This window comes from Streptomyces kebangsaanensis (assembly GCF_001906585.1).
GTDB lineage: Bacteria > Actinomycetota > Actinomycetes > Streptomycetales > Streptomycetaceae > Streptomyces > Streptomyces kebangsaanensis.
Genome location: NZ_JUJA01000153.1, coordinates 1 through 23,614 on the forward strand (window position 1 = coordinate 1; position 23,614 = coordinate 23,614).

21 protein-coding genes and 2 pseudogenes are annotated in these 23,614 nt (G+C 68.8%); 7 read left to right on the forward strand and 16 right to left on the reverse strand.

Features of this window, described 5'->3' with window-relative positions; genetic code table 11:
• Window positions 1-62: 62 nt before the first annotated feature.
• From RH94_RS24955 to RH94_RS24965, 3 genes are all read right to left on the reverse strand, one after another.
• Window positions 63-446, reverse strand: coding sequence for a transposase (locus tag RH94_RS24955; RefSeq protein WP_073946048.1), 384 nt, complete (start codon window positions 444-446; stop codon window positions 63-65).
• A gap of 286 nt (window positions 447-732) precedes the next feature.
• Entirely contained in the window at window positions 733-2,250 is a 1,518-nt protein-coding gene (locus tag RH94_RS24960; RefSeq protein ID WP_073950119.1) for a type 1 periplasmic-binding domain-containing protein, read from the reverse strand.
• Window positions 2,250-4,319: a hypothetical protein gene (locus RH94_RS24965; RefSeq protein WP_073950120.1), complete on the reverse strand. Its 2,070-nt coding sequence runs from the start codon at window positions 4,317-4,319 to the stop codon at window positions 2,250-2,252. The genes RH94_RS24960 and RH94_RS24965 overlap by 1 nt, the downstream gene beginning before the upstream one ends.
• 223 nt (window positions 4,320-4,542) lie before the next feature.
• Here RH94_RS24965 and RH94_RS24970 point away from each other — a divergent pair.
• A pseudogene (locus tag RH94_RS24970) lies at window positions 4,543-4,860 on the forward strand (helix-turn-helix domain-containing protein); the annotation flags it as partial.
• A 35-nt stretch (window positions 4,861-4,895) separates the two neighbouring features.
• On the opposite strand, the gene RH94_RS24975 reads toward RH94_RS24970, so the two are convergent.
• A complete protein-coding gene (locus tag RH94_RS24975) occupies window positions 4,896-5,666 on the reverse strand; it encodes an IS5/IS1182 family transposase (RefSeq protein ID WP_073950121.1) in 771 nt (256 codons plus the stop codon).
• 175 nt (window positions 5,667-5,841) lie between these two features.
• Between RH94_RS24975 and galE the strand changes: the two genes are divergently transcribed.
• A complete protein-coding gene (gene galE, locus RH94_RS24980; RefSeq protein ID WP_073950122.1) occupies window positions 5,842-6,837 on the forward strand; it encodes a UDP-glucose 4-epimerase GalE in 996 nt (331 codons plus the stop codon).
• Window positions 6,838-6,841: 4 nt separating this feature from the next.
• On the opposite strand, the gene RH94_RS24985 is transcribed toward galE, so the two are convergent.
• From RH94_RS24985 to RH94_RS25025, 9 genes are all read right to left on the reverse strand, one after another.
• Window positions 6,842-7,606, reverse strand: a complete 765-nt coding sequence (locus RH94_RS24985; RefSeq protein ID WP_073950124.1) for a hypothetical protein — start codon at window positions 7,604-7,606, stop codon at window positions 6,842-6,844.
• A gap of 67 nt (window positions 7,607-7,673) precedes the next feature.
• Entirely contained in the window at window positions 7,674-8,426 is a 753-nt protein-coding gene (locus RH94_RS24990; protein WP_158073087.1) for a sugar phosphate nucleotidyltransferase, read from the reverse strand.
• A gap of 26 nt (window positions 8,427-8,452) precedes the next feature.
• Window positions 8,453-9,535: a DUF2332 domain-containing protein gene (locus tag RH94_RS24995; RefSeq protein WP_073950128.1), complete on the reverse strand. Its 1,083-nt coding sequence runs from the start codon at window positions 9,533-9,535 to the stop codon at window positions 8,453-8,455.
• 10 nt (window positions 9,536-9,545) lie between these two features.
• On the reverse strand, window positions 9,546-10,211 hold the full coding sequence (locus RH94_RS25000; protein ID WP_073950130.1) for an RraA family protein: 666 nt from the start codon (window positions 10,209-10,211) through the stop codon (window positions 9,546-9,548).
• A 1-nt stretch (window position 10,212) separates the two neighbouring features.
• Complete coding sequence (locus RH94_RS25005; protein ID WP_158073088.1) at window positions 10,213-11,460, reverse strand: SIS domain-containing protein; 1,248 nt, start codon at window positions 11,458-11,460, stop codon at window positions 10,213-10,215.
• Window positions 11,461-11,476: 16 nt separating this feature from the next.
• The gene (locus RH94_RS25010; protein WP_073950134.1) at window positions 11,477-12,385 is read right to left on the reverse strand and encodes a dTDP-4-dehydrorhamnose reductase family protein; all 909 of its coding nucleotides are present in this window, start codon (window positions 12,383-12,385) and stop codon (window positions 11,477-11,479) included.
• A gap of 280 nt (window positions 12,386-12,665) precedes the next feature.
• Complete coding sequence (locus RH94_RS25015) at window positions 12,666-13,328, reverse strand: hypothetical protein (protein WP_073950136.1); 663 nt, start codon at window positions 13,326-13,328, stop codon at window positions 12,666-12,668.
• A gap of 82 nt (window positions 13,329-13,410) precedes the next feature.
• Window positions 13,411-14,004 carry a hypothetical protein gene (locus RH94_RS25020; protein WP_107428814.1) on the reverse strand — a complete coding sequence of 198 codons (594 nt, stop codon included), beginning with the start codon at window positions 14,002-14,004 and terminating at the stop codon, window positions 13,411-13,413.
• Window positions 14,001-14,546: an ATP-binding protein gene (locus RH94_RS25025; RefSeq protein ID WP_079189175.1), complete on the reverse strand. Its 546-nt coding sequence runs from the start codon at window positions 14,544-14,546 to the stop codon at window positions 14,001-14,003. Before RH94_RS25025 ends, RH94_RS25020 begins: the two co-directional genes overlap by 4 nt.
• Window positions 14,547-14,810: 264 nt before the next feature.
• On the opposite strand from RH94_RS25025, the gene RH94_RS25030 reads away from it, so the two are divergent.
• Window positions 14,811-16,136 (forward strand): DNA-binding protein, encoded by a 1,326-nt coding sequence (locus RH94_RS25030; protein ID WP_143204072.1) that lies wholly within the window; start codon window positions 14,811-14,813, stop codon window positions 16,134-16,136.
• A gap of 1 nt (window position 16,137) precedes the next feature.
• Here the strand turns inward: RH94_RS25030 and RH94_RS25035 are convergent, their stop codons facing one another.
• Window positions 16,138-17,151: an NAD-dependent epimerase/dehydratase family protein gene (locus RH94_RS25035; RefSeq protein ID WP_073950138.1), complete on the reverse strand. Its 1,014-nt coding sequence runs from the start codon at window positions 17,149-17,151 to the stop codon at window positions 16,138-16,140.
• A 55-nt stretch (window positions 17,152-17,206) separates the two neighbouring features.
• Window positions 17,207-17,632 (reverse strand): hypothetical protein, encoded by a 426-nt coding sequence (locus RH94_RS25040; protein ID WP_234426032.1) that lies wholly within the window; start codon window positions 17,630-17,632, stop codon window positions 17,207-17,209.
• Between the two features lie 157 nt (window positions 17,633-17,789).
• On the opposite strand from RH94_RS25040, the gene RH94_RS44515 reads away from it, so the two are divergent.
• Window positions 17,790-18,014, forward strand: coding sequence for a hypothetical protein (locus tag RH94_RS44515; RefSeq protein ID WP_234426033.1), 225 nt, complete (start codon window positions 17,790-17,792; stop codon window positions 18,012-18,014).
• Between the two features lie 288 nt (window positions 18,015-18,302).
• Here RH94_RS44515 and RH94_RS25050 read toward each other — a convergent pair whose 3' ends face one another.
• Window positions 18,303-18,692 carry an ArsR/SmtB family transcription factor gene (locus RH94_RS25050; RefSeq protein ID WP_073950140.1) on the reverse strand — a complete coding sequence of 130 codons (390 nt, stop codon included), beginning with the start codon at window positions 18,690-18,692 and terminating at the stop codon, window positions 18,303-18,305.
• Window positions 18,693-18,818: 126 nt separating this feature from the next.
• On the opposite strand from RH94_RS25050, the pseudogene RH94_RS25055 reads away from it, so the two are divergent.
• The 3 genes and pseudogenes from RH94_RS25055 to RH94_RS25065 form a co-directional block, all read left to right on the forward strand.
• Window positions 18,819-19,214, forward strand: a pseudogene (locus RH94_RS25055) (heavy metal translocating P-type ATPase); the annotation flags it as partial.
• A 223-nt stretch (window positions 19,215-19,437) separates the two neighbouring features.
• Window positions 19,438-20,310 carry a lipase family protein gene (locus RH94_RS25060; protein WP_234426034.1) on the forward strand — a complete coding sequence of 291 codons (873 nt, stop codon included), beginning with the start codon at window positions 19,438-19,440 and terminating at the stop codon, window positions 20,308-20,310.
• The coding region (locus RH94_RS25065) for a caspase family protein (RefSeq protein WP_073950144.1) at window positions 20,307-23,614 on the forward strand (3,308 nt) is incomplete at its 3' end. The genes RH94_RS25060 and RH94_RS25065, both read left to right, overlap by 4 nt.

The following is a 23,614-nucleotide window of genomic DNA, read 5'->3' on the forward strand; positions in this document are numbered from 1 at the left end:
GATGCCCAACTTGCCCTCGATGCCGGCGAACGCGTCATCGACCACCGGGTCGGCTGCGGTCCTCAGTCCGCGCCCTCGGAGATCATTTCCAAGAGCGCGGAAGCTTTTCCCATGACCTCCAACGCGGCTTTGTTCCGGGCCAGTTCCTTCTCCAGCCGTTCCACCTGGCGGCGCAGCTTCTCGTTTTCCGTCTCTGCGGCCGACTTCTTAGGCCGGGCCGGGCTGGTGCGCTGGTCGACCAGCTTCTCCAATGCCCCGGCATCCCGCGCGGCCCGCCATTCCTTGACGTGCGAGTGGTAAAGGCGCTCGCGGCGCAGGACAGCGCCCTTCTCGTTCTTGGGTGCGGCGTCGTACTCGGCCACGATGCGCAGCTTGTACTCCGGACTGAAGGAACGGCGCTTCGGCCTGGGGGCCGGGTCGGACTCGGCGGGGTTGGTGCTGGTCATGAGGGGGTGGTTCTCCTGTCGTGCCCTCTCAGGCTAACCCGACTAAGCGGGGCGTCTCACCCAAGGCTGACAGAGAGGGCTCTGCCGCTCGGCCGGTCACAGGCCGGGAGTAGTCGGCAGCGGTGATGTCGCCGTCCGGCGCGTACGCGGTGAAGCCGGACAGCACGCACAGGTTGAGGCCGGAGAAGACCGCACTCCCTTGGCGATGGGTATTGCCTCTCTGTGCCCGTGAGCAGCCCGCCCAGATGATCCCGCGCCCACATCGCAGCCGTGCTCCGGTGGCCGTTCAGTTGGCGATCGAGCAGTTCGGGTCCGGGGCGTGGCCCAGGGGCCAGGCGATGCCGTCGAAGACTGCGGCCTTGGCCGTCGGGTCGAGGTGGACGATGGGGACGGCCTTGTTGTACGGGTTGCCGTACTTGTCGAGGCAGATCCACCCGCTGGCGCCTTCCACCCGGGACTTGCCCTTCAGTCGCAGCCAGCTGTCGGCCACGTTCCTGAGCGAGGGCACGACCACGGTGTCGGTCGTCTCGTTCCGAACTCCCGTGATGGCGGTTGTGACGGCGTCGTAGGTGACGATGGTGCGCCCGTCGATCAGCTGGGCCGGGCCGATCGCATCCGGTGTCGTGTTGTCGCCGGACCGGAGCAGGTCGTTGAGCTCCTTCATGCTGCTCTTGGAACCGCCGGTGGCCTCGGTGCTCCGCTCGCCCCAGGCGTCCGGGTGGGCGAGGGCGGAGTAGCGCACGGTGATGCCGGAGCCCTTTTTGAGGGCGCCCCACTTGTCGGCGAACTTTTCGTCGACCATCAGCGTGGAGGCGTGCGAGCCGGTGATGACGGTGTAGTGCTTGGTGCAGGTGCGGTCGCCCAACTCGACTAGGAACTGGCGCAGTTGTACCGGGCGCCCGGCGAAGTAGATGGTGTTCGCCGGGGAGACGCAGATGTCCGGCACCATCCGGTGGAAGTCGTTGGAGAGGTTGCTCTCGTCGTTGAAGTCCGGGGGCGAGCGGAAGGTCTCCGGCGCGATGGGCGCGTCCCGGGCGAGCTGTTCGAAGGCCTGGCGCAGGGTGTTCAGGTAGTTGTCGCCTTCGCGGATGTCTTCGACGACCAGTGATTCCTCGGACTTGATGGCCGCCCCGTACGCGGCGAGGGCGTTGGCCTGGTCGGTGTTGCTGGGGACGATCCGGGCGAGCCCGGGGTAACGCTGGGGCTCGGCCGCGGTGTTCATGATGTCGTCTGCCGTCATCGGGCCCGCGACGACCGGCACCCCCTTCTCCTCGGTCAGGTAGCGGATGGCCTGCTCGGTCTCCGGGAGGCTGATATTGATGCCGGCAACTGCCCGCAGATTCTGCTTGTGGTCCGCCGCCGCGGCGACCAGTTGGTCGGCGACAGTACGCCATTGCCGGTAATTCGAGCCGGGGTTCGCCAGGAGCAGGCGGATCGGTGGCTGCTTGTTGTTCGAATCGTGGTTGGCCTTCCACTGAGCGAGGTAGGCGCCCTGGACCTGCTCAACGAACTCCCGCCGCTCGGAAGCCGACTTAGAGACCATGGGGATCATCAGGGCGATGGTGACCACGGGCTTGTCGCCGAGGTTGTCGTTCTCCGCTTTGATACGTCCGCTGACCTGCCACAGGTCGGGAGTGAAGACGAAGCTGCCGTCGGTGACGCCGACGCATTCGTTGTCCCGCTTGTACACTCCGGAGGCGCAGGAATCGTCCGGGTCCAGGATCCAGCACGCGACGGCGCCCAGGCAGGCGAGGACGAGGACGATCAGCAGTGCGCGGGTCAGCGGGCCCTTGGGAAAGCTCATCAGTGGTTGTTCCCCCAGGTCGGCAGGTCGGGTGCCTGTGTCCAGTTGTTCAGCAGGAGCGGTGGCCAGACGATGTGCGCCTCGCCGAAGACCCGCTGTGCGGCGGGGGTACCGGTGGTGGCCAGGATGCTCAGCTGTCGCCCGATCTCGGCGATGGCGGTCGGAGCGGGCGGTGCCAGCGGTTGCGACTGTGCCCACAGCCCGAGCAGGAGGAGTTCCACCGCCTGGTGCACGCTGTCCTCCCCTGCACTGCAGGCCGGGCACGGTACGGGAGTCGGGGCGGGGAGGTTCGCCGGGGGGCCCGGCGCGGCGCAGATCAGGTTGAGTGAGGCGAGCCATGCGGGGGCGTCCTCGTCTGCCAGCCGCTCATGCAGGGCTGCGACGACCGTGTCGGTCTCCCCGCAGGCGAGCGCGTGGTGGAGAGCCCGGTCGTCGACCCGCCCGTCCGGGCCCGTGGGGTAGCAGTCCCGGGCGTCATGGTGCGGGGCGAGCCAACCCGCCGCCCCGGTCGCCGTCGATGCCCGGACGCGCAGATCGTGCAGCAACAGGGCGCGCAGCGGCCGGTCGGCGATGAACGATCCGCCGGCACCGGGCTGAACGGCTCTCGCCGGGCCCGCGTGCGCCAAGAGCCTCCTGACGTCGGCGGACCGGTTTCCCCGGACGGAACTGTCCGGGGCGGTGGCTTGCAGCGCGGTGGCGGCGTCGATGTCCAGGGCCGGCGAGAGATGAGCCAGCAGAGCACGGTCGGCCGCTTCCTCGGACACCAGGACCCGGAGCAGGTGCTCGTACACGGGTCGGCCGCTTCCGTCCGCCGCTTCCAGGTCGAGGAGTTGCTCGTACCGCACCGACCTGTGGGCGTCCAACTTCTGCCGGGCAGCCCGGACCAGCGCCTTCGCGATGCCGACCCGTCCCGCGCTGAACCGGTGGAGCACCCTCGAAAGGTCGGCGGTGAGCATCTCCGCACCCGGCAGTTCCCAGACCTCGTCGCGCCACAACTGCGCCATGGATACTCTCAGCACCCAGTCGGCCGGCTCTCCCACTGGGCCTTGGCGGTGGCAGGAAGCAGACACGACACGGGTCGACGGGGCGGTGCCGCCCGGTTCGGGGAAGGCCGGCTCCGGCGCGAGCGTCGTCACCACCACTCCGGGACGGGTCCGGGGGGACGTATCGAACCATGTCTCGGTCAACAGATCCATGAATCTGACGCCCAGTTCGCAATGGGCGTTGTCGAGCAGCAGCAGCGGACGCGGCAGGAGGTTCCTCCGCCGGAACCAGGTGTAGTGGTCGGCAATGTCCTCCAATAAGGCGGCCACGAGATGCTTCTCCGCGAACCGTCGGCCATCGGCATTCTCGGACCGGCCCGGGGTGCTCCGGAAACGCATGGCCAGGGTGGTCAGCTGGGCGTACCCGTCCCCTTGAGGGCGCACCCTGCGCGCCTTCCACCAGAGCAGGCCGTCCCGGTTGGCACGCGGGCCGAGCACCTCCTCGGCCACCAAACCGATCAGCTCCGAAACCAACTCACCTGCTGCAGGCACCAATTCGCGAGCAGCGGGGCTGAGTCTCTCGACCGCGCGGAGCACCCGGGCCCGGCGGGCGTCGACGTCAGGCTGACTCGTCTTCAGCAGCTCCACGAGGTTGCGCATGGACGCCTCGAGGCCGGCCGGTCCGGCTGCCTGCCAGTTGGTCACCGCGAGAAGCCCCTGGGTGAGCCAGGGGAAGGTCAGGCCACTGCCGAACTTCTTCGGCTTCTGCCTCAGTTCGTACAGGAGGAGGAAGAGCAGGTCGGAGACTCGAGAGGCGTTAGGCACCGTCTCATCCGGCGGAGAGGCCAGCCCCGAGTGCCCGAAATCCTTCTTGTCGAGGTCCACGTATGCCTGCGGAAGACGCTCGGCGTACTGTCCCTCCAGCTCCTTCAACAGCGCCGTCTTGCCGGTCAGGCGCCCACCGGCACACTCGATCAGTAACGGAGTGCCGGCCGGGCTGCGTCGCCAGCCTCCCCTTTCGGGGTCCAGCCCTACCAATGAAGGGACGATGTCCTCGAACACCGCCGCCCTCCCGTACAAGACCATCCATACCCCCAGCCAACCGGCGCGGTGTTCTCCCCCAGCGTGCAATGGAGAATAGGGGAGGACACCGACATTCCCCTAGGGATCAGAAGCTTCCGAGCACCCCGGTTGCCCATCCGTTACGAGGACATCGACTACCTAATGCTGCATCAGGCAACGTTCGCCCTACCGTGAGGCATGACTCGGTTTGCTGCGCCAGGTGGCTCCGGACGGCCAGAATGATCACGTGGCTGAACGGGCGCAGGTCCGGGAGATTGATGACGACGAGGGCAGACGGCTGCTGCGGATCATCCGCAGGGGCACCGGGTCGGTGGTGACCTGGCGGCGGGCTCAGATGGTGCTGCTGTCCGCGCAGGGCATGCCCGTGACGAGGATCGCCGAGGTGACGTTCACCAGCGTGGACCGGGTCCGGGACGTGATCCACAACTTCAACGCCGACGGATTCGAGGCGCTCTACCTGAAGTACAAGGGCGGGCGCCCGAAGACCTTCACCCTCCCGGAGCGCCGGGAGAGCAAGAAGATCGCCAAGTCGAAGCCGGCCGAGTCTATGACGTGCTCGTTGACCTGCTTGTTACTACGTCACCCGGCGAGGGTGAGGTTGTGCAGGCCGGCGATGCCGAGCATGGCGTGATGGACGCCATCGCCTTTCAGGCGACAGTCGCGGAGGATCTTCCAGGCCTTCATCCGGGCGAAGGTGTGTTCGGCGCGGGCGCGGACCTTGCGGTGGGAGGCGTTGTGTTCCTCTTTCCAGGCCGGGAGTTCGGCCTGGCCGCGTTCGCGGCGGTGCGGGATGACCAGGCCGGTGCCGCGGTAGCCGCCGTCGGCGATGACCGTGGTGCGCCCGACGGTGTCCTTGGCACCGGACAGCTCCCACGCCTTGCAGTCGTTGCGGTTGCCGGGCAGCGGCCGGCCGACGGCGACGACGAGCCGGGTGTCGGCGTCGATGACGACCTGGTGGTTGGTGGAGTACCGGTAGTTCTTCGACTGCTCGGCGATGGCGTGGTCGCGGGTGGGAACCAGGGTGCCGTCCACGATAAGCACCGTGTCCTTGCGGAACCGCTTGCGCGGCTGCAGCGCGAGCGAGGGGCCGAGGTGGTCGATGATGCGGTCGGCCGCGGACTTCGACACCCCGAACAGCGGCGCCAGCTGCCGCAGCGTGAGGTTGGTCCGCCAGTACGCGGCGACCAGCAGCACCCGGTCCTCCAGCGGCAGGCTCCAGGGCCGGCCCTTGCGGACCGGATCTGCACCCTCGCGCCGCAGCGCGGTGATCAGCTTGCCGAACTGACGTGGGCTCAGCCCAGTGAACGGGGCTATCCAGGACGGCTCCGACGCCGTGATCACACCAGCCACACCAAGATCATCTCACCCGTGACCAGCAGTTACGGGACAGTCTTTAGGTGTTTCCTCCTTCCTGAGCTACGACACAAAGTTGAAATTCACCGTATGACCAGATTCATAGTCGAGCTCCACTAGCCTTGCTGCCAGTTGCCAACTCGTTCTCGAAAGGGCCGGGAAGAGATACATCGTGACTGTTCTTATCGCCGGGGGAGCCGGTTACATCGGAAGCACCGTGGCTTCGGCCTGCTTGGACGAGGGGATTACCCCGGTGATCCTCGACAGCCTTGTCAGAGGCCGCAGGGAGTTCACCGACGGCCGAATCCTCTACGAGGGCGATATCTCCGACGGGTCGCTGGTCGACCGGATCTTCTCCGAGCACCCGGACATCTCCGCCGTGGTGCACTGCGCGGCGCTGATCGTGGTTCCCGAGTCAGTCGAGGACCCCATCGGCTACTACGAGGCCAACGTCGGAAAGAGCCTGGACTTCGTCCGCCATCTCCGCCGGAACGGCTGCGACCGCCTCATCTTCAGTTCCTCGGCCTCCATCTACCAAGCCGACGACGGCTCCCCTGTCGATGAAGACTCCCCCCTGGGGCCGCAGAGCCCGTACGCGCGGACCAAGGCTACGTGCGAGGAGATGTTCGCGGACATCGCCGCAGCCCGGCAGATGCGCGTACTGTCACTGCGCTACTTCAACCCCATCGGGGCAGACCCCAAGATGCGTACCGGACTTCAGCTCAAGCGGCCCAGTCACGCCTTGGGCAAGATGATCCAGGCACACCAGGAAGGCACGGCCTTCCCTATCACCGGCACCAACTACCCCACGCGCGACGGCACGGGAATCCGGGACTACGTGCACGTCTGGGACCTGGCTGCGGCCCACGTCGCGGCGATCGACCGTTTCGACTCCCTCCTCACGGAATCGGAGCCGTCCATGGCGATCAACCTGGGCACAGGCTCGGGCACCACCGTGCGGGAACTGTGCGCCGCCTTCAACCAGGTCGTCGACACCCCGCTGGCCACGGCCGACGCGGAGCCGCGCCCCGGTGACGTCGCCGGCGCCTACACCAAGAGCGACCGGGCCCAGAAACTCCTGGGATGGACACCGGCGTTCTCTCTCACAGAGGGGATCCGGTCCTCCTTGGACTGGATCCCCGTGCGCGACGAACTGCTGAAGGACTGACCCCTTACCGTCCCCGCCCTGCCGGGTCTCGCGGTCCGGCGGGCAGACGGGCTTCCAACTCCAGGAGATGTCGCATGGCGGGAGCCAGCCATGCGACACTCCACCGGTGCTCGGCAGGGGCATCCCGGTACGCGCGATGCAGAATGCCGACCTCTTCGAGCAGTTGACGGCCAGCCGTCCAGTCGCCCTCCAGGGTGCCGACGCCGCCCAGGGCTATACGGCAGGAGCCGCGCAGGACAGGCGCGTACCTGCGCAGGTTCTGACGCACGTCGTACTCGCCCAGGCGTGCGGCGCTGCCAGCTACGTCCACGAGTTGTGGATGCGGTGGCCGGTCGCTGAGCAGCGATGCGTCCCAGACGCTGGCAATGGTGAACAGCCTGGGATGCCGGGCCAGCAGATTGAGAGCTGCGAACCCGCCCTTGCTGAACCCCAGCAGGTGCAGCGGCGGGTGGACCCCTCCGAGGAAGGAGACGACAGCCGGAACGACCAGGCGGACGAGGTGGTCCTCCTGCCGGCAGTCGGCTCTCGATGCGTGGTTGACCAGCCAGGGCGACTCACTGAACGTCGGAGCGGCGAACAGCGTGCCGTGTCGCAGCGGCGCGGGGAGCCGCCTGACTTCGTCGAGGCTGTGCCCGTACTTCCTTCCCTCGTTCTTCTCCACCGGGAGGGCGAGAACGACGCGCCGCACACGCTGCTTCGGCAGGAGCAAGGTGACCCGTGTACCGGCCTTCTGGAACTCGCTGTTCAGGTGAAGGACCCGCGTGTCCACCGATGGGGCCGTGACGTGGGTGACGCCAGGAGCGCACGGCGGGGCGTGGTCGGGCGGGCAGAGGTGGTCATCCGCGGAGGATGGTGACCGCATCTTCGTAGGCTCCCCAGTGGTCGAGGTTGAAGCGAACGTCAGCCGACAGGAGAGGAACCGCCTTGAGCTGGTGGCCGGTGCTGATCCAGTGCCGCACTGCGTCGATCAGGTACAGCTCGCCGTTGGCACGCGGCCGGCATTGGTGCAGGGCCTCGAAGACGAAGGGGCTCAGCACCCAGCGGGCCGCGCAGGCGTGTACCCACCGGGCCGCGGTGTGATCGAGTTGGTCTTTGCCGAAGGTGACCGGGCTGCCGTCTACCCGGGCGGGGGCCGCTCCTAGAAGCGTCTCGTGCGGGGGCACCTGATCGGCGGGGAACACGGCTGTCAGGACGGAGCAGGCGTCTTCGTTCGCCGTCTGGCTGTTCAGGAGACGCTGCAGCGGTGTTTCGGGGCCGCCCGGTGCCGGGCGGATCAGGTTGTCCCCGAAGGCGAGGACGAACGGCTTGCCCTGCGTCCATGCCTCGGCGGCCAGAACAGGCGCTGCGGGCCCGGCGCCGTCGTCCTGGACACGGTAGGAGAATTCGAGGCCGTACCGTTGCCCGCTGCCGAAGTAGGCGGGGATCTGGCTCTTGTGTGACGAGATCACGAAAAGGACATTGTCGATTCCGGCGTCCCGCAGCTCGAGGACGAGGTGTTCCAGGATCGGTTTCCGCCCGACGGGCAACATCTCCTTGGGGGTGATCCGCGTGATCGGGTCCATCTTCGTGCCCGCCCCGCCGGCGGCCACGACCGCCCTCACGATTCCCGCCCGGGTCATGAGGTCCCGTCCTCTTCCGGTCGTGCATCGGACAGCCAGTGAATCCAGAACCCGTAGACGTCGCAGTGCGCCACGACGGCCGACCGGCTCTCGCCGTTCTCGTAACGGGCCATGATCATCCGGGGGACGTCGTGACCGAAGTGGCCGATGGATATCTCGTGGATGGGCCGCCGGCGGCTCAGCTCGGCAAGGGTTATGGCGAGACGTTCCCGGCCTCCGGGCGAGCCGAAGATCTGGTAGATGGACCAGGAGAAGACAAAGCACAGGTGCTGATCGGCCGGAGTCTCGGCGACGACCTGTGCAAGGTGCTCTGGGGCTTGGCCCGCGACCACCGTCGGAGGCTCCTGCGCGGCGAGGGCCAGGGCCGTGCGTAACGTGCGCTGCCGCTCGGTCTGCTCCGGCCAGGTGAGGCTGACCAGCCACTCGGTTGCCTCCCTGTCGGTGAGGTCCACCGGAGCGACCTCGATCCCGACCGGCCGGACGAAGCGGCTGACGTCCACGGCCAGGGGCGGAACACCGCCTGTCACCTCGCAGGTGAGGACTGTGCTCGGATCACTGCCGGGCAGCCGCAGCACCTGGTCGTCGTAGCGGTACGTGTACCGGTTCCACAGCAGGTTCAGTCCGGCGCTCGCGCCCACGTCCACGATCCTCATCGGGCGGTCGTCGAGCGAGTTCTGGAGCGCGGCGAACGCGGGGAGCAGCACTGCGCATCTGTTGACCTCGTTGGTCTGCACTGAGCGGGTTGAGATGATTTGCTCGATCTGTCCGGCGTGGCGGCGGCAGAAGTCCACCAGCAGCTCTGCCGCCTGCTCCTGGCTCGGTGGCTCGAGTCTGCTGAAGTAGGGGCTCAGTGGGTGGGGGGCACCGCGTCGGAGGATGTGGTGGACAGCCCCGAGCAGCATGTTCGGGGCTGGCTGGCCTGGCCTGGTGCCGGCGGCGAGGTCAAGCAGTTCGGGGCTGTCGGCCACCGCGTGGGACAGGGTGAAGTAGAGCGGGGACCTGCCCGCGCACTGCTGATGGGCGAACCGCCGGAAGACATCCGCCAGTTCCTGGCGCGAGGCACGTGTCTGTTCGGTCACGGAAGCCCCTTTAGAAGATCCGGTAACCGGCGTCGGCGAGCTTCTGCACAGCGCCGAGGGACTGGCCTCGGCGGTCCCACCACTTGTCCGCCTCTTCCTCGATCGCGGCCTGCGTCGTCGTGATGATGTCCTCCACCTGGGAGCGGGGGACGACCACGGCCCCGTCCTCGTCGCCCACCAGGACGTCTCCTGGGGTGATGCAGACGCCGTCGATGTCGACGGGGACGTTGACCGCGCCTTCCTCCTGCCTGACGGGGTACTGGTAGTTGATCGGGTTCGTGCCCCGCGCGAAGGTCGCGAAGCCGATGCGGCGGAGTTCGTACACATCCCGGACCATGCCGTCGACCAGGGCCCCGGTGATGCCCCGGCTCTGCATGTGCCGGGCGGTCGCGCCTCCGAAGCAGGAATGGGCGCGGGCGCCGCCCCCCGCCACCACGAGCACGTCGCCGGGCTGCGCCAGGTCGATGGCCGCCCGCCGCACGGTCACGTCCGGGCCGAGCGCCGTGACGATGCTTCCGCACAGCACCACGTCGAGGGTCAGGCTCTTGAGGTCGGGCGTGAGGGCGCCCGTCTTGCCGAGGGCGTCGACGATCGCTGCGACCGGGAGACGGGATAGGGCGCTGATCTGGCTGCGTGTCGGGCGGGTGATCTGGGTGTGGATCTCGCGAGCGGGCACGTCAGGACCTTCCTTCCAGGGGTACTGCGGGGGTGGTGGACAGCTCACGGAGCGGTGCGAGGTCCTGCTCCATGAGGTCGTGCGGCGACGGCCCGGCCTTTGCGGCCGGCTCGGAATCCGTCGCCAGTGCTGCTCGGGTGGTCCGGCAGACCATGTGGGCGATCGACTGCACCAGGCAGGGCAGGCCGAAGTCGTCGAGCGGGGGCAGCTTCTGGCTGTGCCGCCCGGCTGCAGGCAGGGCGGGACCGTCCCGGTGCAGGAGAAAGACTTCCGCGTCCGCCTGGACGGCGGCGTCGATGGCCTGCCGGCTCGTCCTGCTGTGCGAGTCGTAGGCCAGGAGGAAGACCACGTCGCCGGGCGAGGCGGAGCGCAGCTGGTAGCGGACTCCGTGCGCCGGGTCGGGGTGGTCGTTGTAGATCGCGCTCATGTCGGCCAGCGACAGGCCGGAGATGACGACCGGGGGCCGAACTCCCTCGATGCCGAGGGGCGCGTCCCAGTGGACGTTGTGCGCGAAGTGCTCGGCGGCCAGGGCGAGGGGGCCGCCTTCGGGGCACAGCACGTAGATCCGCCGCCTGTGGCGGACGGCATCGGCGACGGCACGCGTGGCCGTCTCGAGCCACCCGCCCAGACGCTCAGTGTCCAGCTCGGCGAGGGCGTGCAGGTGCTGCTCCAGACGGACCGGCAGCGGCACGGGTTCAGGCTCCTGCGTCGCTGCGGCCGCCAACGTCAACGCGGTGAGCGTGACGTCTTCGCTGAGCTGCTGGTCCGTGATACCGGTGGCCCAGACCACGCCGTCCACCGACCCGAGCTGGGTCCCGTTTCCGCCCACCACCGCCAGCACGGGCACCCCGTGGACCCGGCAGAGCCTGACCGTCTCGACGATGTTCGCCGACCGGCCGCTCACACTGGCGACGACGACCAGGCCGACGTCCTGGATATCGTCGGCAAGCGACCGACAGAACACCGTCCGGTAGGAGTCCTGCTGAGCCCAGTACGCCATGACCGCCTGGCTCATCATCGCCTCGTTCACCGGCAGTCCGGGATTGCTGACACGAAGCTGCAGGAGAGCCGACCGGACGATGGCTGAGCTTCCTCCGTTGCCGAACCCGCGCACCAGGCCGCCGTCGCCGATCGCCTTCCTCATCAGCCCCACGGCGGCGTCGCCTCCGCTCTCCAGCATCCGGCGGACAGCGGTATCCACCTCCGTCAGGTACGCGTGAGCGAAGGCCCCGTACACAGAAGACGTCACGATCACGTTCCTTCCGTCAGCCCGAAACACGTCGGGAGGAAAGCAGCCAGGGCTCGACCACCTGCGGAAACTCGTCACTGAACATCCGGTAGCGGTGTGCCGGCCACCCGAGGACCGCGCGAAGGTCCTGACAGTCGAGACGGCAGTCGACCGGCCGATCGCCAGATGCCGCATCCGCCTCTCCGGCACGGATGTGATCGGTGGGCAGGCCGAACCGGCGGGCAATCAACACAGCCATCCGGTACTTGGTGAATCCCTGCTCCGCGCTCCAGTGGCACACAGAGCCGAGGCACTGCCCCCGCAGCTGCGCGGCCGCGATCCACCGGCACACCTCGGCCGCCTCGTCCGCGTGCGTCGGGTAGCGGACGCAGACGTCATCCAACTCGGCGTCGACCCCGGCGCTCACAAGGCGGGCGATCTGCGTCAGGTTGGTCTCGGCCGTGTACTGCGCAGGCCCGTAGAGCACGGGGAGCCGCAGGATCGCGGCATCGGGACAGACACTTCGCACCACGTCTTCGGCGAGGAGTTTCCACCGGCCGTACACGTTCACCGGGTTCCGCGGGGCGTCGGTCCGGTAGGCGGGGTTCCTCCCGTCGAACACGTAGTCGCTGGAGATGTGCAGCAGACGCGCCCCATGGTGACGAGCACCCTCTGCGATCAGCCGAGCCGCATCGACATTCAGCTCGTGGGCCCGCGCCGGCGCGGTCGCCCATACCTCAGGCCGTCGTTCACCCACACAGTTCACGACAACGTCCGGCCGGAGGCGGCTCAGTACGCGCTGGATCTCGTCGGCCGACGTCGCGTCCACCGCGACCAGCCCCTGGCCCGTCCTGCGGAGGCTGGTACCCGTCACCTCACAGTCGTGAAAGGCCCGCATGACGGACCGCCCGAGAAGCCCAGAAGCACCAAAGACTGCTGCTCGCACGAATTCACCCCCGGCGGAAGCCTGGCGATGGCAGAACCGCCAAGCGGCGGATCAGGTTCTCGACGGTGTGGTGGCCGTAGGCGTCGCCGGCGGCCGGCAGGGTGAGCATGGAACCTCCGAGGTACGGAGCCGCAGGAATGCGGCTGCTGGGCAGGGCAGTGCTTCGGTCGGCCCGGCGCGGGGCCCATTGCACGAGGGGAAGCGCGCTGGTCTTCCCGCGCCGGGCCTGATACCGCCCGTCGGTCCGAGGTGTGGCAGCCGGAGTCCGCCGGGCGGCCGTCTATGCGGCCAGCTTCAATTCCCGCAGCAGCTCGCGAATGTCGAGCACGCGGAAGGAGCTGAGTCGGCGGATGAGCTGTGAGGCGAGCAGGGTGGGAATGTTGGGGTGCCCGAACGGCAGCGCGTGGTCCGGCCTATCGACGACGTGCACCTGGTTGTCCGCGTTGAGGCCGTAGATGACCCCGCCCACCCCGTACAGGGGGGCGCTCCGCGCGAGGAAGACCATGGGTTCTTTCTCCAGATGCGGGCAGAGCGCCGCAGCGGCCCGCGCGTGCTTGGGGCACACGGGCGGCTGGTTGGTGTAGATCGTGGGCTGGGTCGGGTCTTCGTCCTTCGGGCCGGCCAGGAAGATGAACCCGAGGGGTGTCCGCGCGTTCTCGCTACAGACCTGGCACCGCAAGGTCTGCATCGTCATCATCTGCCGGTATGGGTGCATGAGTTTCCACCGCGGTTCTCCTGTCGGCATGCCGCGCTGGTCCGTCGGGTTGAACCCGCAGCGCGCCCAGAGCACGCCCCGCATGGGCCGGTCCCGGGGGTCCTCGTCGCCGTAGTACAGCCGGGGCCCGGAGGCGTGCCGGTAGATCAAGAGGTTGTTCGGCGCGGCTTCCTCTCCCTTGCGCTGGGTGATGAAGGGGATCAGGCGCGGCTCGGTCGCGGTGGGCACGGAAGAGGCCGTCTCTCTCGTCTGTCGTGTAGTGGGATGTGTGGCGCCAGACACGGGGGAACCAGAACGTCGCACGCGGGGATCAGGAGATCGAGCTCAGCACCGTCCCCAGGAGCGTTTCGTGCGGTGGCGGGCCGGGCTGGAACTGATCGAGAAGGTTCCGCAGGGCGGCCGGTGGGACGAGTCTGTCGCCGCGGCAGGGCCGCAGCCAGTAGGGGCCCGGCGGCTCCGTCTGCATCATCGAAGGAAGCGCGATCTGATGCGGCCGACCCAGGCACACCGCGCTGCGGTGCGGCACCCACTGATCGCTCGTTCCCGGCGGTACGAGCCAGATGAGCCACGACCGCTGAGGATCCTCGATCACCGGGCCGCAGGCGTCGGCCCGCTCATCGCCGGGGTTCTGGATCTCGTCCATCACGATCATCGCCGCATAGGCCTGCGGGCCGCTCGCGGTGACGACGATGTCGAAGAACCGGCCGCCCAGCGGGAGCTGCAACACCTGCTGTTGCTGGAGCGCCATCAAGTTCCGCACACGGGCGGCCAGGTCGCCCATGTCAGGGGCGACGGACGCGGGGTCGATGGTCTCGGTGCGCGCCAGGAAATCAACAGGCGCCATCGCCCCGTTCTCGCGCTCCGGGGCGACCTGCCGGCGGGGGAGCTGTTGCGTGATACTCACGCCAACTCCCTCCAGCTGACGGGCACGAGCGCCTGAACTGTCTTGCCAACGACCTGGCCGTCCTTGTCCTTCTTCACGTCCCACGACAGCCGCGCCCGGTAGTGCTCCACCCACCACAGGCCACGGCCGGCGGGCGCGCCGCAGGCCACCGTCTCGAAGTCGGGGAACTCGGGAGCGGCGTCGTCCACCTCGATCAGGAGCTCGTCCGTCCCCGGGAACAGCGTCAGCCCCAACCCGACGCAACCATCACCGAAGGGCTTGCCGTGTCTGGCAGCGTTGTCAACGAGCTTGTCGGCGATCCGGGCTGCGATGTCGATGTTCCCGGCCCAGACGGCCATCGTGAGCCGCGGCCGCAGCCGCAGCCGGGCGTTGGGCCCGGCGCCCGCGTCCGCCCGCAGCTTGGTCTTCCACGCCCACCGGGGTTCCTCCTCCGGCTGTAACGGCAGGAGGATCACCGTGGCGCTCACCGGGTGCTTCTCGGCGGCGGGTGGCGCCTCGGTCTTGAGTGAGGGGAGAGCGGTGCGCTCCGTTGGCGGCTTCACGGGGGGACTCCCTGGATCGGATTGTGCTCGGACGTGCACTCTCAGCGAGTAGGCGATCAGGGTTCACCAGCCGTACATGACCCCGCCATGGCCTGTTGCATGGCCTCTCAGACACTTCCGGGCGGCGGACGTGGCCTCGGGGTAGCTTTGAAGTGGCTTCTGCGCGGGTGAGGTTGCCGCTCGGGGCGGTGGCGGTATCCCCTTCCCGAAGAAGGGATCGACTCGTAGGCCGGCCGACTGCGGCGCCGCAGACTGGGGGCGGGAATGAGAACTGAGCCGAGGACATTGCTTGCGTGGCTGTGCGCTCGGGAAGGTCTCTCCTACCGCAAGTTTGATGAGAAGTTCACCGAGTACGGTGTGCGGCTTTTCGGGAACAACCCCAGGAACCCGACGTGCGGTGAGACGCAGTTCCGGCGGTGGACGGGCGGCAAGTTACAGACACTGCCCGGCCCGGAGACCTGTCAGATTCTTGAGGCGATCTGGCCCGGGTACACAGCCGCGCAGTTGTTCGGGCCGCCGCCGAAGGGCGATCCCCAGGCACCCGTGTACGACCTGGAAGAGCGTGTTCGCATGACCGCAGAAGAAGCCCTTGAGGGCGCCGACCAGACCGCTTCGGCGTCCATCTCCGACAACACCATCGACGAACTGCGCGACCAGGTACGGGCCGTGGCCCAGGGGTACCACCTCGTGCCCCCGGCGCAGGCCTACGAAGCCGCCGACCGGCTCCGTGTGGCGATCGAGCGGCAGCGGGACCGTACGCAGGTCCCCGTTCAGCAGCAAGAGCTGATGATCCTGAACGGGCAGACGGCCGCCCTGCTGTCCGTCGCCGCGTTCGACCTGGGTTACTTCCAGCCCGCGCGTAGCCTCGCTCGTACGGCCGCGATGTTTGGCGAGACGACCCGCTTCACGCCGCTTCAGGCGTTCGCCGACGGCACCCTGGCCTACATTGCTTATCACACCGGCAGCGCGACCGAGGCCGTAGCCAAGGCGACCCGCGCTCTGTCCTGCGGCGGGCTCGGCGATGTCGCCATACGGCGCCTACAGGCCATCAAGGCCCGCGCGCACGCGCATCTGGGCGACGTCGTATCAGCCAGGCGCGCCATCCAACTCTCTTCGGACGCAGGGCAGGACCGCTACGACGATCTCCACGACGAGATCGGTGGTGAGTTCGCGTTCTCCCCTGAGCGGCTGGCCATGTCGACCAGTACGACCGCGCTGCTCATGGGGGACACCGAGCGGGCTGAAGCGGACGCCCAGCGCGCCTTGGAACTCCTCGCGCGGCGACCGCAGGAAAACCAGTCGGCTCACGTGCGGGCGGGCGCGGCCGCAGACCTCGCATACGCGCGCCTCCTGGCCGACGACGTGGACGGCGCAGCCGAGGCCCTTGCGCTGGTCTGGGCTGTGCCCGCGGACCAGCGCAAGACCGGCATCGTCGTCAGGACGGCCCGTATCGCCCGGCACCTGACGCGACCCGTCTACCACGGGGCTCCGCTTCCCACGACGCTGCGGGAACAGATCGAGGACTTCAACCGGGTATCCCCGCCGCACCGCCTGGGCCCGCACGTGGGTCTCCTCGCCATCGAGGGCTGACTCACAGCGAGGCGAGGATCTTCGCCTCCTTCTCCGGGGCAATCCCGTGCTCCGCCCACCTCGGGTGGTCCACGGGACGCCCGTCCGCCGCCCACCACTGCCACGTGTCCCGGACCGTGTCGACGATCGGCCGACATCGCAGCCCCGCCGCCACGGCGCGGCCGGAGTCGACGGCCCATACCCCTGCATGAGTGCGCCACAGGGGAAGCTCCGTCCACTGCTTCACACCTTGCTCGACCAGGACCGCAGGATCGGCCCAGACCGGGGCGCCAGCGCCGCCCGTCGCGCTCAGGCAGGCCTCCAGGAAGCTGCGGAACGTGATGCCGTCAGGGTGGGTGACGTTGAAACCGCCGCTGTCGGAGCCGGAGGCCTGGTCGAGAGCAAACCGGGCTACGTCGCGTACATCAACGGGCTGGATCCGCTGGTCGGCCGGGCCGGGGGCGAGGATGCGGCCGCCCCGCTGCGTGCGTTCCAGCCACCAGGGCAACCGGCCCACGTACTCCCCCGGGCCGAGGATCACCCCGGGCCGGAGGAGCACCGCGGCGTCGCCGAAGGCCTCCGTCACGGCGCGTTCCCCGCCAGCCTTCTGGAATCCGTACGTGGTGGGTGAGCCGTCGGCGCCGGTGTAGCCGAACGACTCATCGGCGTCCGCCGGGCAGTCGAGCAGCGGAGAGGCGTCGGTGAGCGGCTGGTGCGGCCACCCTTCGTAGACGGACACGGTGGAGATGTGCACCCAGCGGCGGGCGGACGGGCACAGCGCGACCGCAGCCGCCAAGACATCCCGCGGCGGAAGGTCGGAACTCGATGTATCGATTACGGCATCCCACGGCCCATGCTGGGCCAGGCGGTCGAGATCGTCGCGGTTCGTGCGGTCACCCCGGACAGGCTCCACACCGTCCACGTCTCGGCCGGAGCGCCCACGGTTGAAGGTGGTGACCGCCCACCCCCTCGCCAGCGCGTCCTCCGCGATGTGCTTGCCCAGGAACCACGTTCCGCCCATGACCAGAATCCTCATGGGGTGATCCTGCCGTACGCGTCTCAACTCCCGTTCTCCGCACGCCCGGAGTGGGTCAGGCCGGGCTGGTGAGATCGGGGCGCGGCCCGAACGCGCGCATACAGCGCGGGTGGGAGATCGGCCACGCCGCCGCCTCCTTCACGGTGCGGATCGTGCCGTTGGCCTTGTCGATGTCGCTGTGGCTGGTCCAGCCGCACCCGGAGCCGTCGAACACCTCCATGAACCTCACCCCCAGCTCACGGCACCGGTTCAGGGTGCCCGCGTTGTAGGCCACGGCCGACTTGGCGAGGGTCGCCGACTCCGCCCACGCCTGCACCGGCATCCGAGCGCCGTTGCGGTAGATCACGTACGTCAGCTGATGCTCGGCGGCTCGCTCGCCGGACTCGCCCTCCTGACCTGGGACTTCGGTGTTGTGTGCGCGGTCGCGGCGCTCATCTCCGGTGCCCTGGCCGCCCTGCCCGCCCGTCCGCCGGCTGGCCACAGTGCAGAGCCCGCCTGGCGGGCGGTGGCTGCTGACTGGCGCACCGTCGCGGCCAACCGGCTGTTCCTCCTCTTCGCCGCTGCGATGAGCGGCTCGTACGTCCTGGCCTTCCAGGTCTACCTCGCCCCCGGCTGCGCGCCCGCGAACTCTTCGGCGAGTGCACCGGCTGGTGACCGGCATGGTCTTCGCCGTCTCGGCGTTGGCCGCGCTGTCGGGACGGTTGAAGCTCACCGCGTGGGTGAAGCGGAACCTGTCCGGTCCGGGGGCGATCGTGTACGGGCTGGTGCTGATGGGAGCGGCGTTTTTGCCGCTGCTGCCCCGGTCGTACGAGGCGGTGGCCGGAGTGGATGCGCTGACACTGTGCGCCGCGTTGCTGGCCTGAGACGGGGCGCTGCTCTATCCCTTCGAGATGGACACCGTCGTACGGCTCTCCGGCGACCGGCTGGTGGCCACGTACCACGGCGCCTACAACACGGCTTCCGGTGGCGCCTTTTCCCTCGGCAACCTGGCGGTTGGCGCGCTCTTCGACACGGTGTGCGGTGGCTGCCGTGGGTGGCGCTGGAGGCCACGGGCCTTGCTTGCGCGGGGCTGGTGCTGCGGCTGCACCATGCCGGGTACCTCTTGGCGAGGCCGGTTGCCGTACCGGGATGAGGTGAGGCGGCCGCTCGGCTCAGAGGGCTCCGGTCACGGCGGCCGGGGCCTCGGCCGGGGCGTCGCCCAGGCCGAGGCGCAGGTGCTCCATGTGGTAGAGAGCTTGTTCCAGCAGCTCGGCGACGTGGTTGTCGTACAGCGCGTAGATGACCGACCGGCCCTGGCGCTCGCCCGTCACCAGACCCAGGTTGCGCAGCAGGCGCAGCTGGTGGGAGCAGGCCGACTGCTCCATACCGACGGCGTCGGCCAGCTCGGTCGCCGCGCACGGGCCTTCCTGCAGGCGGGCCAGGATCCGCAGCCGGGAGGGGGTGGCCAGGGCCTGGAGGGTGGCGGCAACGTCGGCAGCGCTGACGGTTTCGAGGCGCTCGCGCGCGGTGGCGGTGGTTTTGGCGTCAGCTCCGTGGCCCATGGCTTTCATCCTACGGAGCAGAACTCATGAATATCTCTTCATTCGATCCTGTGTGGTGGGCATAGCGGCGCCGGCGTTCCGGCTGTCCGCGATCACTTCATGCCGTCGCGAAGGACCTCCGCACCGATGACCTCCACACTCGCGCCTGTCACGGCCGCCGACCGCGCCGCGCTTCCGCGCGACGGGGGTGCGCCCTATCGCCGTAGCCGGGTCTTTGCGCTCCCCGAGGTGCGCTGGGCAGCTGTGGTCACCGTCTTCTTCCTGCTCGCGCTGCCGCTGCAGCTGACCAGGGCCCCGGCATGGACGTGGGGCCCGCTGTACGCGCTGACCTATGCGGCCGGCGGCTGGGAGCCGGGCTGGGCCGGGCTTCAGGCACTGCGGGAAAAGTCCCTCGACGTCGACTTACTCATGGCCGCCGCGCTCGGCGCGGCGGCCATCGGGCAGGTGATGGACGGAGCGCTGCTGATCGTCATCTTCGCCACCTCCGGCGGGTGGAGATCCGGGACAACCTCATCGACCGCATCACTGAGGCCGAGCAGCAGGGCTGGCTCGGTGAGATCGAAGGGCTGCGCGTCAGCCTCTCCGGTGCTGAATCCAAGATTCATCAGCTCGACACAGCTGCCTCCGCCGGCGGATCAGTGGACCACAGGATGCCGAAGATCAGGTAAACGGCTGCGGCGGGCGGGGGTCTGCTGGTAGGTGTGCGTGTAGTACATCGCATCTTGCTTGTCTGGGGGTGGGCCAGGTGGCCCGGGTGGTGGGTGTGCACGGCATCGGCCAGCAGGTCCAGGGAGAGGGACGCCTGCTGGCGTCGTGGTGGCCGGCGCTGAATGACGGGCTGCGCCGTGCTGGTGCGGACGGTCTGCTGGACGCGTCGGATGCGGAGATGGCGTTCTACGGGGACGTGTTCCGGCCTGCCGGGCAACTGCTCGCTGTTGACGATCTTCCCTACACCGCTGAAGACGTTGAGGACGGCTTCGAGCGCGAGCTGCTCGCCGCGTGGTGGCGGGCGGCGGCGGACAGCGACCTGGAGGTCGTGCCCCCGGACGCCGACGCCACCCTCGCCCCCACCCCCCGCTCCGTACAAGGAGCGCTGCGTGCCCTGTCGGGGTCGCGGTTCTTTGCGAACATCGCGCTGCGGCACATGGTCGCGGACCTCAAACAGGTCCGCGCCTACCTCACCGACCCGACCGTCCGGAACACGGTCCGCAACCGGGTCGCCGCGGCGATCGGCGAGGACACCCGGGTGGTGGTCGCGCACTCGCTGGGGTCGGTCGTGGCCTACGAGGCCCTGTGTGCCCTGCCCGGTCACCAGGTGCGGGCGCTGATCACGATCGGGTCCCCGCTCGGCATCCGCAACCTGGTCTTCGACCGCCTCGACCCCGCCCCGGCTGGTCCCCGCAAGGAGGTCCGCGGGGCATGGCCCGGCAGCAAGGAACTGGTATGGACGAATCTCGCCGGGCAGGGTGACGTCGTGGCCCTGGTGAAGGACCTGCGCTCGGGCTTCGGCGACGACGTGCGCTGCGCGCTCCTCGCAACAGGGACGCACGCCCACGACGCGACCGCCTACCTCACCGATGAACTGTGCGGGAAAGCGATCGCCGAGGCCCTCGCGTGAATGGCGTCGCCGACGGCGGAGAGGGGCGGCGGTTTCTCATCGCCGCGGTCGTCGCCGACTACCCGAAGCAGTCCGGATGGAACCGGCCCGGCCTCGTCGAGGCCCGCAACCAGGTCGTGGACCTGTTCACCGGCGCGCTCCAGTACCACCACTGCGACGTGTTGCCGCTGAATCCGGCGAAGCATCAGCTCACCGATGCCCTGAACGACTTCTGCTGCTCATCCGACCGCCGTGAGGACGACCTCCTCACCGTCTATCTCTCCCTCCACGGGGACATCCTCGACACCGGCGGCGAACACGTCCTGCTGACTGCGGACACCGACCCGAACCGCCTCTCCTACACCTCCCTGCGGACCACGGACTTGGCCCGCGCCATGCTCCAGGACACCAAGGTGCGGCGGGTCATGCTGATGCTGGACGCCTGCTACAGCGGCAAGGGCGGCAACCAGCTCGCCGCCACCGCACTGGACCGCGTCGAAGCTGGCTGGAGCCGCACCCCGGGCTCGGGCCTCGTAGTGGTCTCTTCCGCTCAGCCTCACCAGCAGGCCGTGGCCACGGCGTTCCCGAAACTCCTGCGGAGCGCGGTCACGGATCTCTCCGTCGCCGGTCACGCACCGGACACCCTGTCGGTGAACGCCGTTATCCAGCACATCAACGACTCAGACGAAAGACCCGGGCATCAGCGGATCTCTCTCACTCTGGCCGGTCTGGACGGGGAGCCCCCGGCGTTCTTCCCCAACCCACGGCACGATGTACAGCTCAACAGCGTCGACCTCGATGTCCAGCAGGCCAAAGCCTTCGACGAACAAGACAGGCTGCGGGACACCGAGCTCTCCTCCCGTCTCCTGATCCGTGCCATGGGCTATCACTCCGGCGCCGATTCCCAGGCCGACACCAACCCTCAGTGGTGGTTCAGCGGCCGACGCGAGGCCCTGTCCACTATCAGTAACTGGCTGAAGGCGCCGCGAGGCCCAGTCGCACCGGTCGCTCAGGTGGTGACCGCAGGTCCCGGCTCGGGCAAGACCGCCGTGCTGGGCCTGGTGGCTGCCCTGTCCCACCCCGAGCGTCGCCGCACCGTTCCCACGCACGCTCTCGAACTGCCCTCCGACCTCGTTGCCGCAGGCAGCCTAGATACCGCGATCTATGCCCAGCGCCTTACCGACACCGACGTTCTGCAGGCCCTGTGTGCGGCGGCACGCGTCCACGTCACCTCGGTCGGCGCCCTGCTCGAAGCCCTCGACGGGCGCGAACGCCCGCTGACGGTCCTCATCGACGCCCTCGACGAAGCAGCCGCCCCCGACACCCTCTGCAGCAACATCCTGCGCACCCTCCTCACCCACTCCGAAGGCCGGATCCGCCTCCTGCTCGGCACCCGCCCCTACCTCCTGGGTCGCCTCGGCGTTACGTCCGAGGAGACCGTCGATCTCGACCACCCCCGCTACGCGGACCGTCAGGCAGTCACCGCCTACGCCGCCCGCGTGCTCCTCGGCTCCCACCGGACCTCTCCGTACCGTAACTTCCCCGCAAGCGTGCGGCCCGTCGCTGAAGCAGTAGCCGAGGCGGCTGGACGGTCGTTCCTCGTCGCACGCCTCGCCGCATTCACCCTCGCCTCCGACCCCACCATCCCCCCCGACACCGGACCGCAATGGCGGGTAACCCTGCCCCGGCACGCCGCCGACGCCATGCGCCAAGACCTACAGCGGCGGCTCGGCGACGACGCCCGGCGCGCCACCGACCTCCTGCGCCCACTGGCATGGGCTCAGGGGCAGGGTCTGCCCTGGGAAGACATCTGGGCGCCCCTCGCCAGCAAAATCTCCGGCCGGACCTACACCGACGAAGACCTCCTGTGGCTCCGCCGTGCGGCCGGCTCCTACGTCGTCGAGGCCGTCGAAGACGGCCGCTCCGCCTACCGCCTTTACCACGAGGCCATGGCTGAACACCTCCGCCACGACACCGATCCCACCGCCGTCCACACCGCTTACACCCACGTCCTGACCGACCGGGCTCCCTACCGCACCGACGCAACCCGCGACTGGAACCGCGCCCACCCCTATGCGCTCCGCCATTTGGCATATCACGCCGCGGAAGCCGGGCTCCTCGACCCCCTGCTCGGAGACCCTGACTACCTCGTCCACGCCTCACCCCGGGGCCTCACACCCCACCTCAGGCACGCCAACAACGACACCGCCACCCTGAATGCAGCTATCTACCGTGCCCACCTGCACGTTCATCACGACCTCACCCCCGTCCAACGGCGGCAGGTCCTCGCGCTCGACGCTGCCAAGACCGGAGCTCAGGCCGTCCACCATCACCTCATCCAGCACCTTCCCTCAGGAGCCTGGGCCCCTGTCTGGGCCACGGCAAATAGCTTCAGTACCGCCCACCTAGACACACTTGTTGGCCACACCCACGCGGTGCTCGCGGTGGCATGCACGCAGCTGGACGGCCGTCCCATAGCCGTCACCACAGGCTGGGATCAAACGGTGCGGGTGTGGGACCTGACCACCGGCCACCCCCTCGGTGAACCCCTCACCGGCCACACCGAAAGGGTGCACGCGGTGGCGTGCACGGACCTGGACGGCCTCCCCATTGCCGTTACCGGCAGCGCCGACCACACGGTGCGAGTGTGGGACCTGACCACCCGCCGCCCCCTCGGCAAACCCCTCACCGGCCACACCGACCTGGTGCTCGCGGTGGCGTGCACGGAGCTGGACGGCCGCCCCACCGCCGTCACCACCAGCTGGGATAACACAGTGCGGGTGTGGGACCTGACCACCCGCCGCCCCGTCGGTGAACCCCTCACCGGCCACACCGAAAGGGTGCACGCGGTGGCGTGCACGGACCTGGACGGCCTCCCCATTGCCGTTACCGGCAGCGCCGACCACACGGTGCGAGTGTGGGACCTGACCACCGGCCGCCCCCTCGGCAAACCCTTCACCGGCCACACCAACGGGGTGCTCGCGGTGGCGTGCACGGAGCTGGACGGCCGCCCCACCGCCATCACTGCCAGCTGGGATAACACAGTGCGGGTGTGGGACCTGACCACCCGCCGCCCCGTCGGTGAACCCCTCACCGGCCACACCGACCTGGTGGCTTCAGTGGCGTGCACGGAGCTGAACGGCCGTCCCACCGCCGTCACCGGCGGCGACGACGGCACGGTGCTGGTGTGGGACCTGACCACCCGCCGCCCCGTCGGTGAACCGCTCACCGGGCACACCGAAATGGTGCGCGAGGTGGTGTGCACGGAGGTGAACGGCCGCCCCACCGCCGTCAGCACAAGCGACGACGGCACGGTACGGGTGTG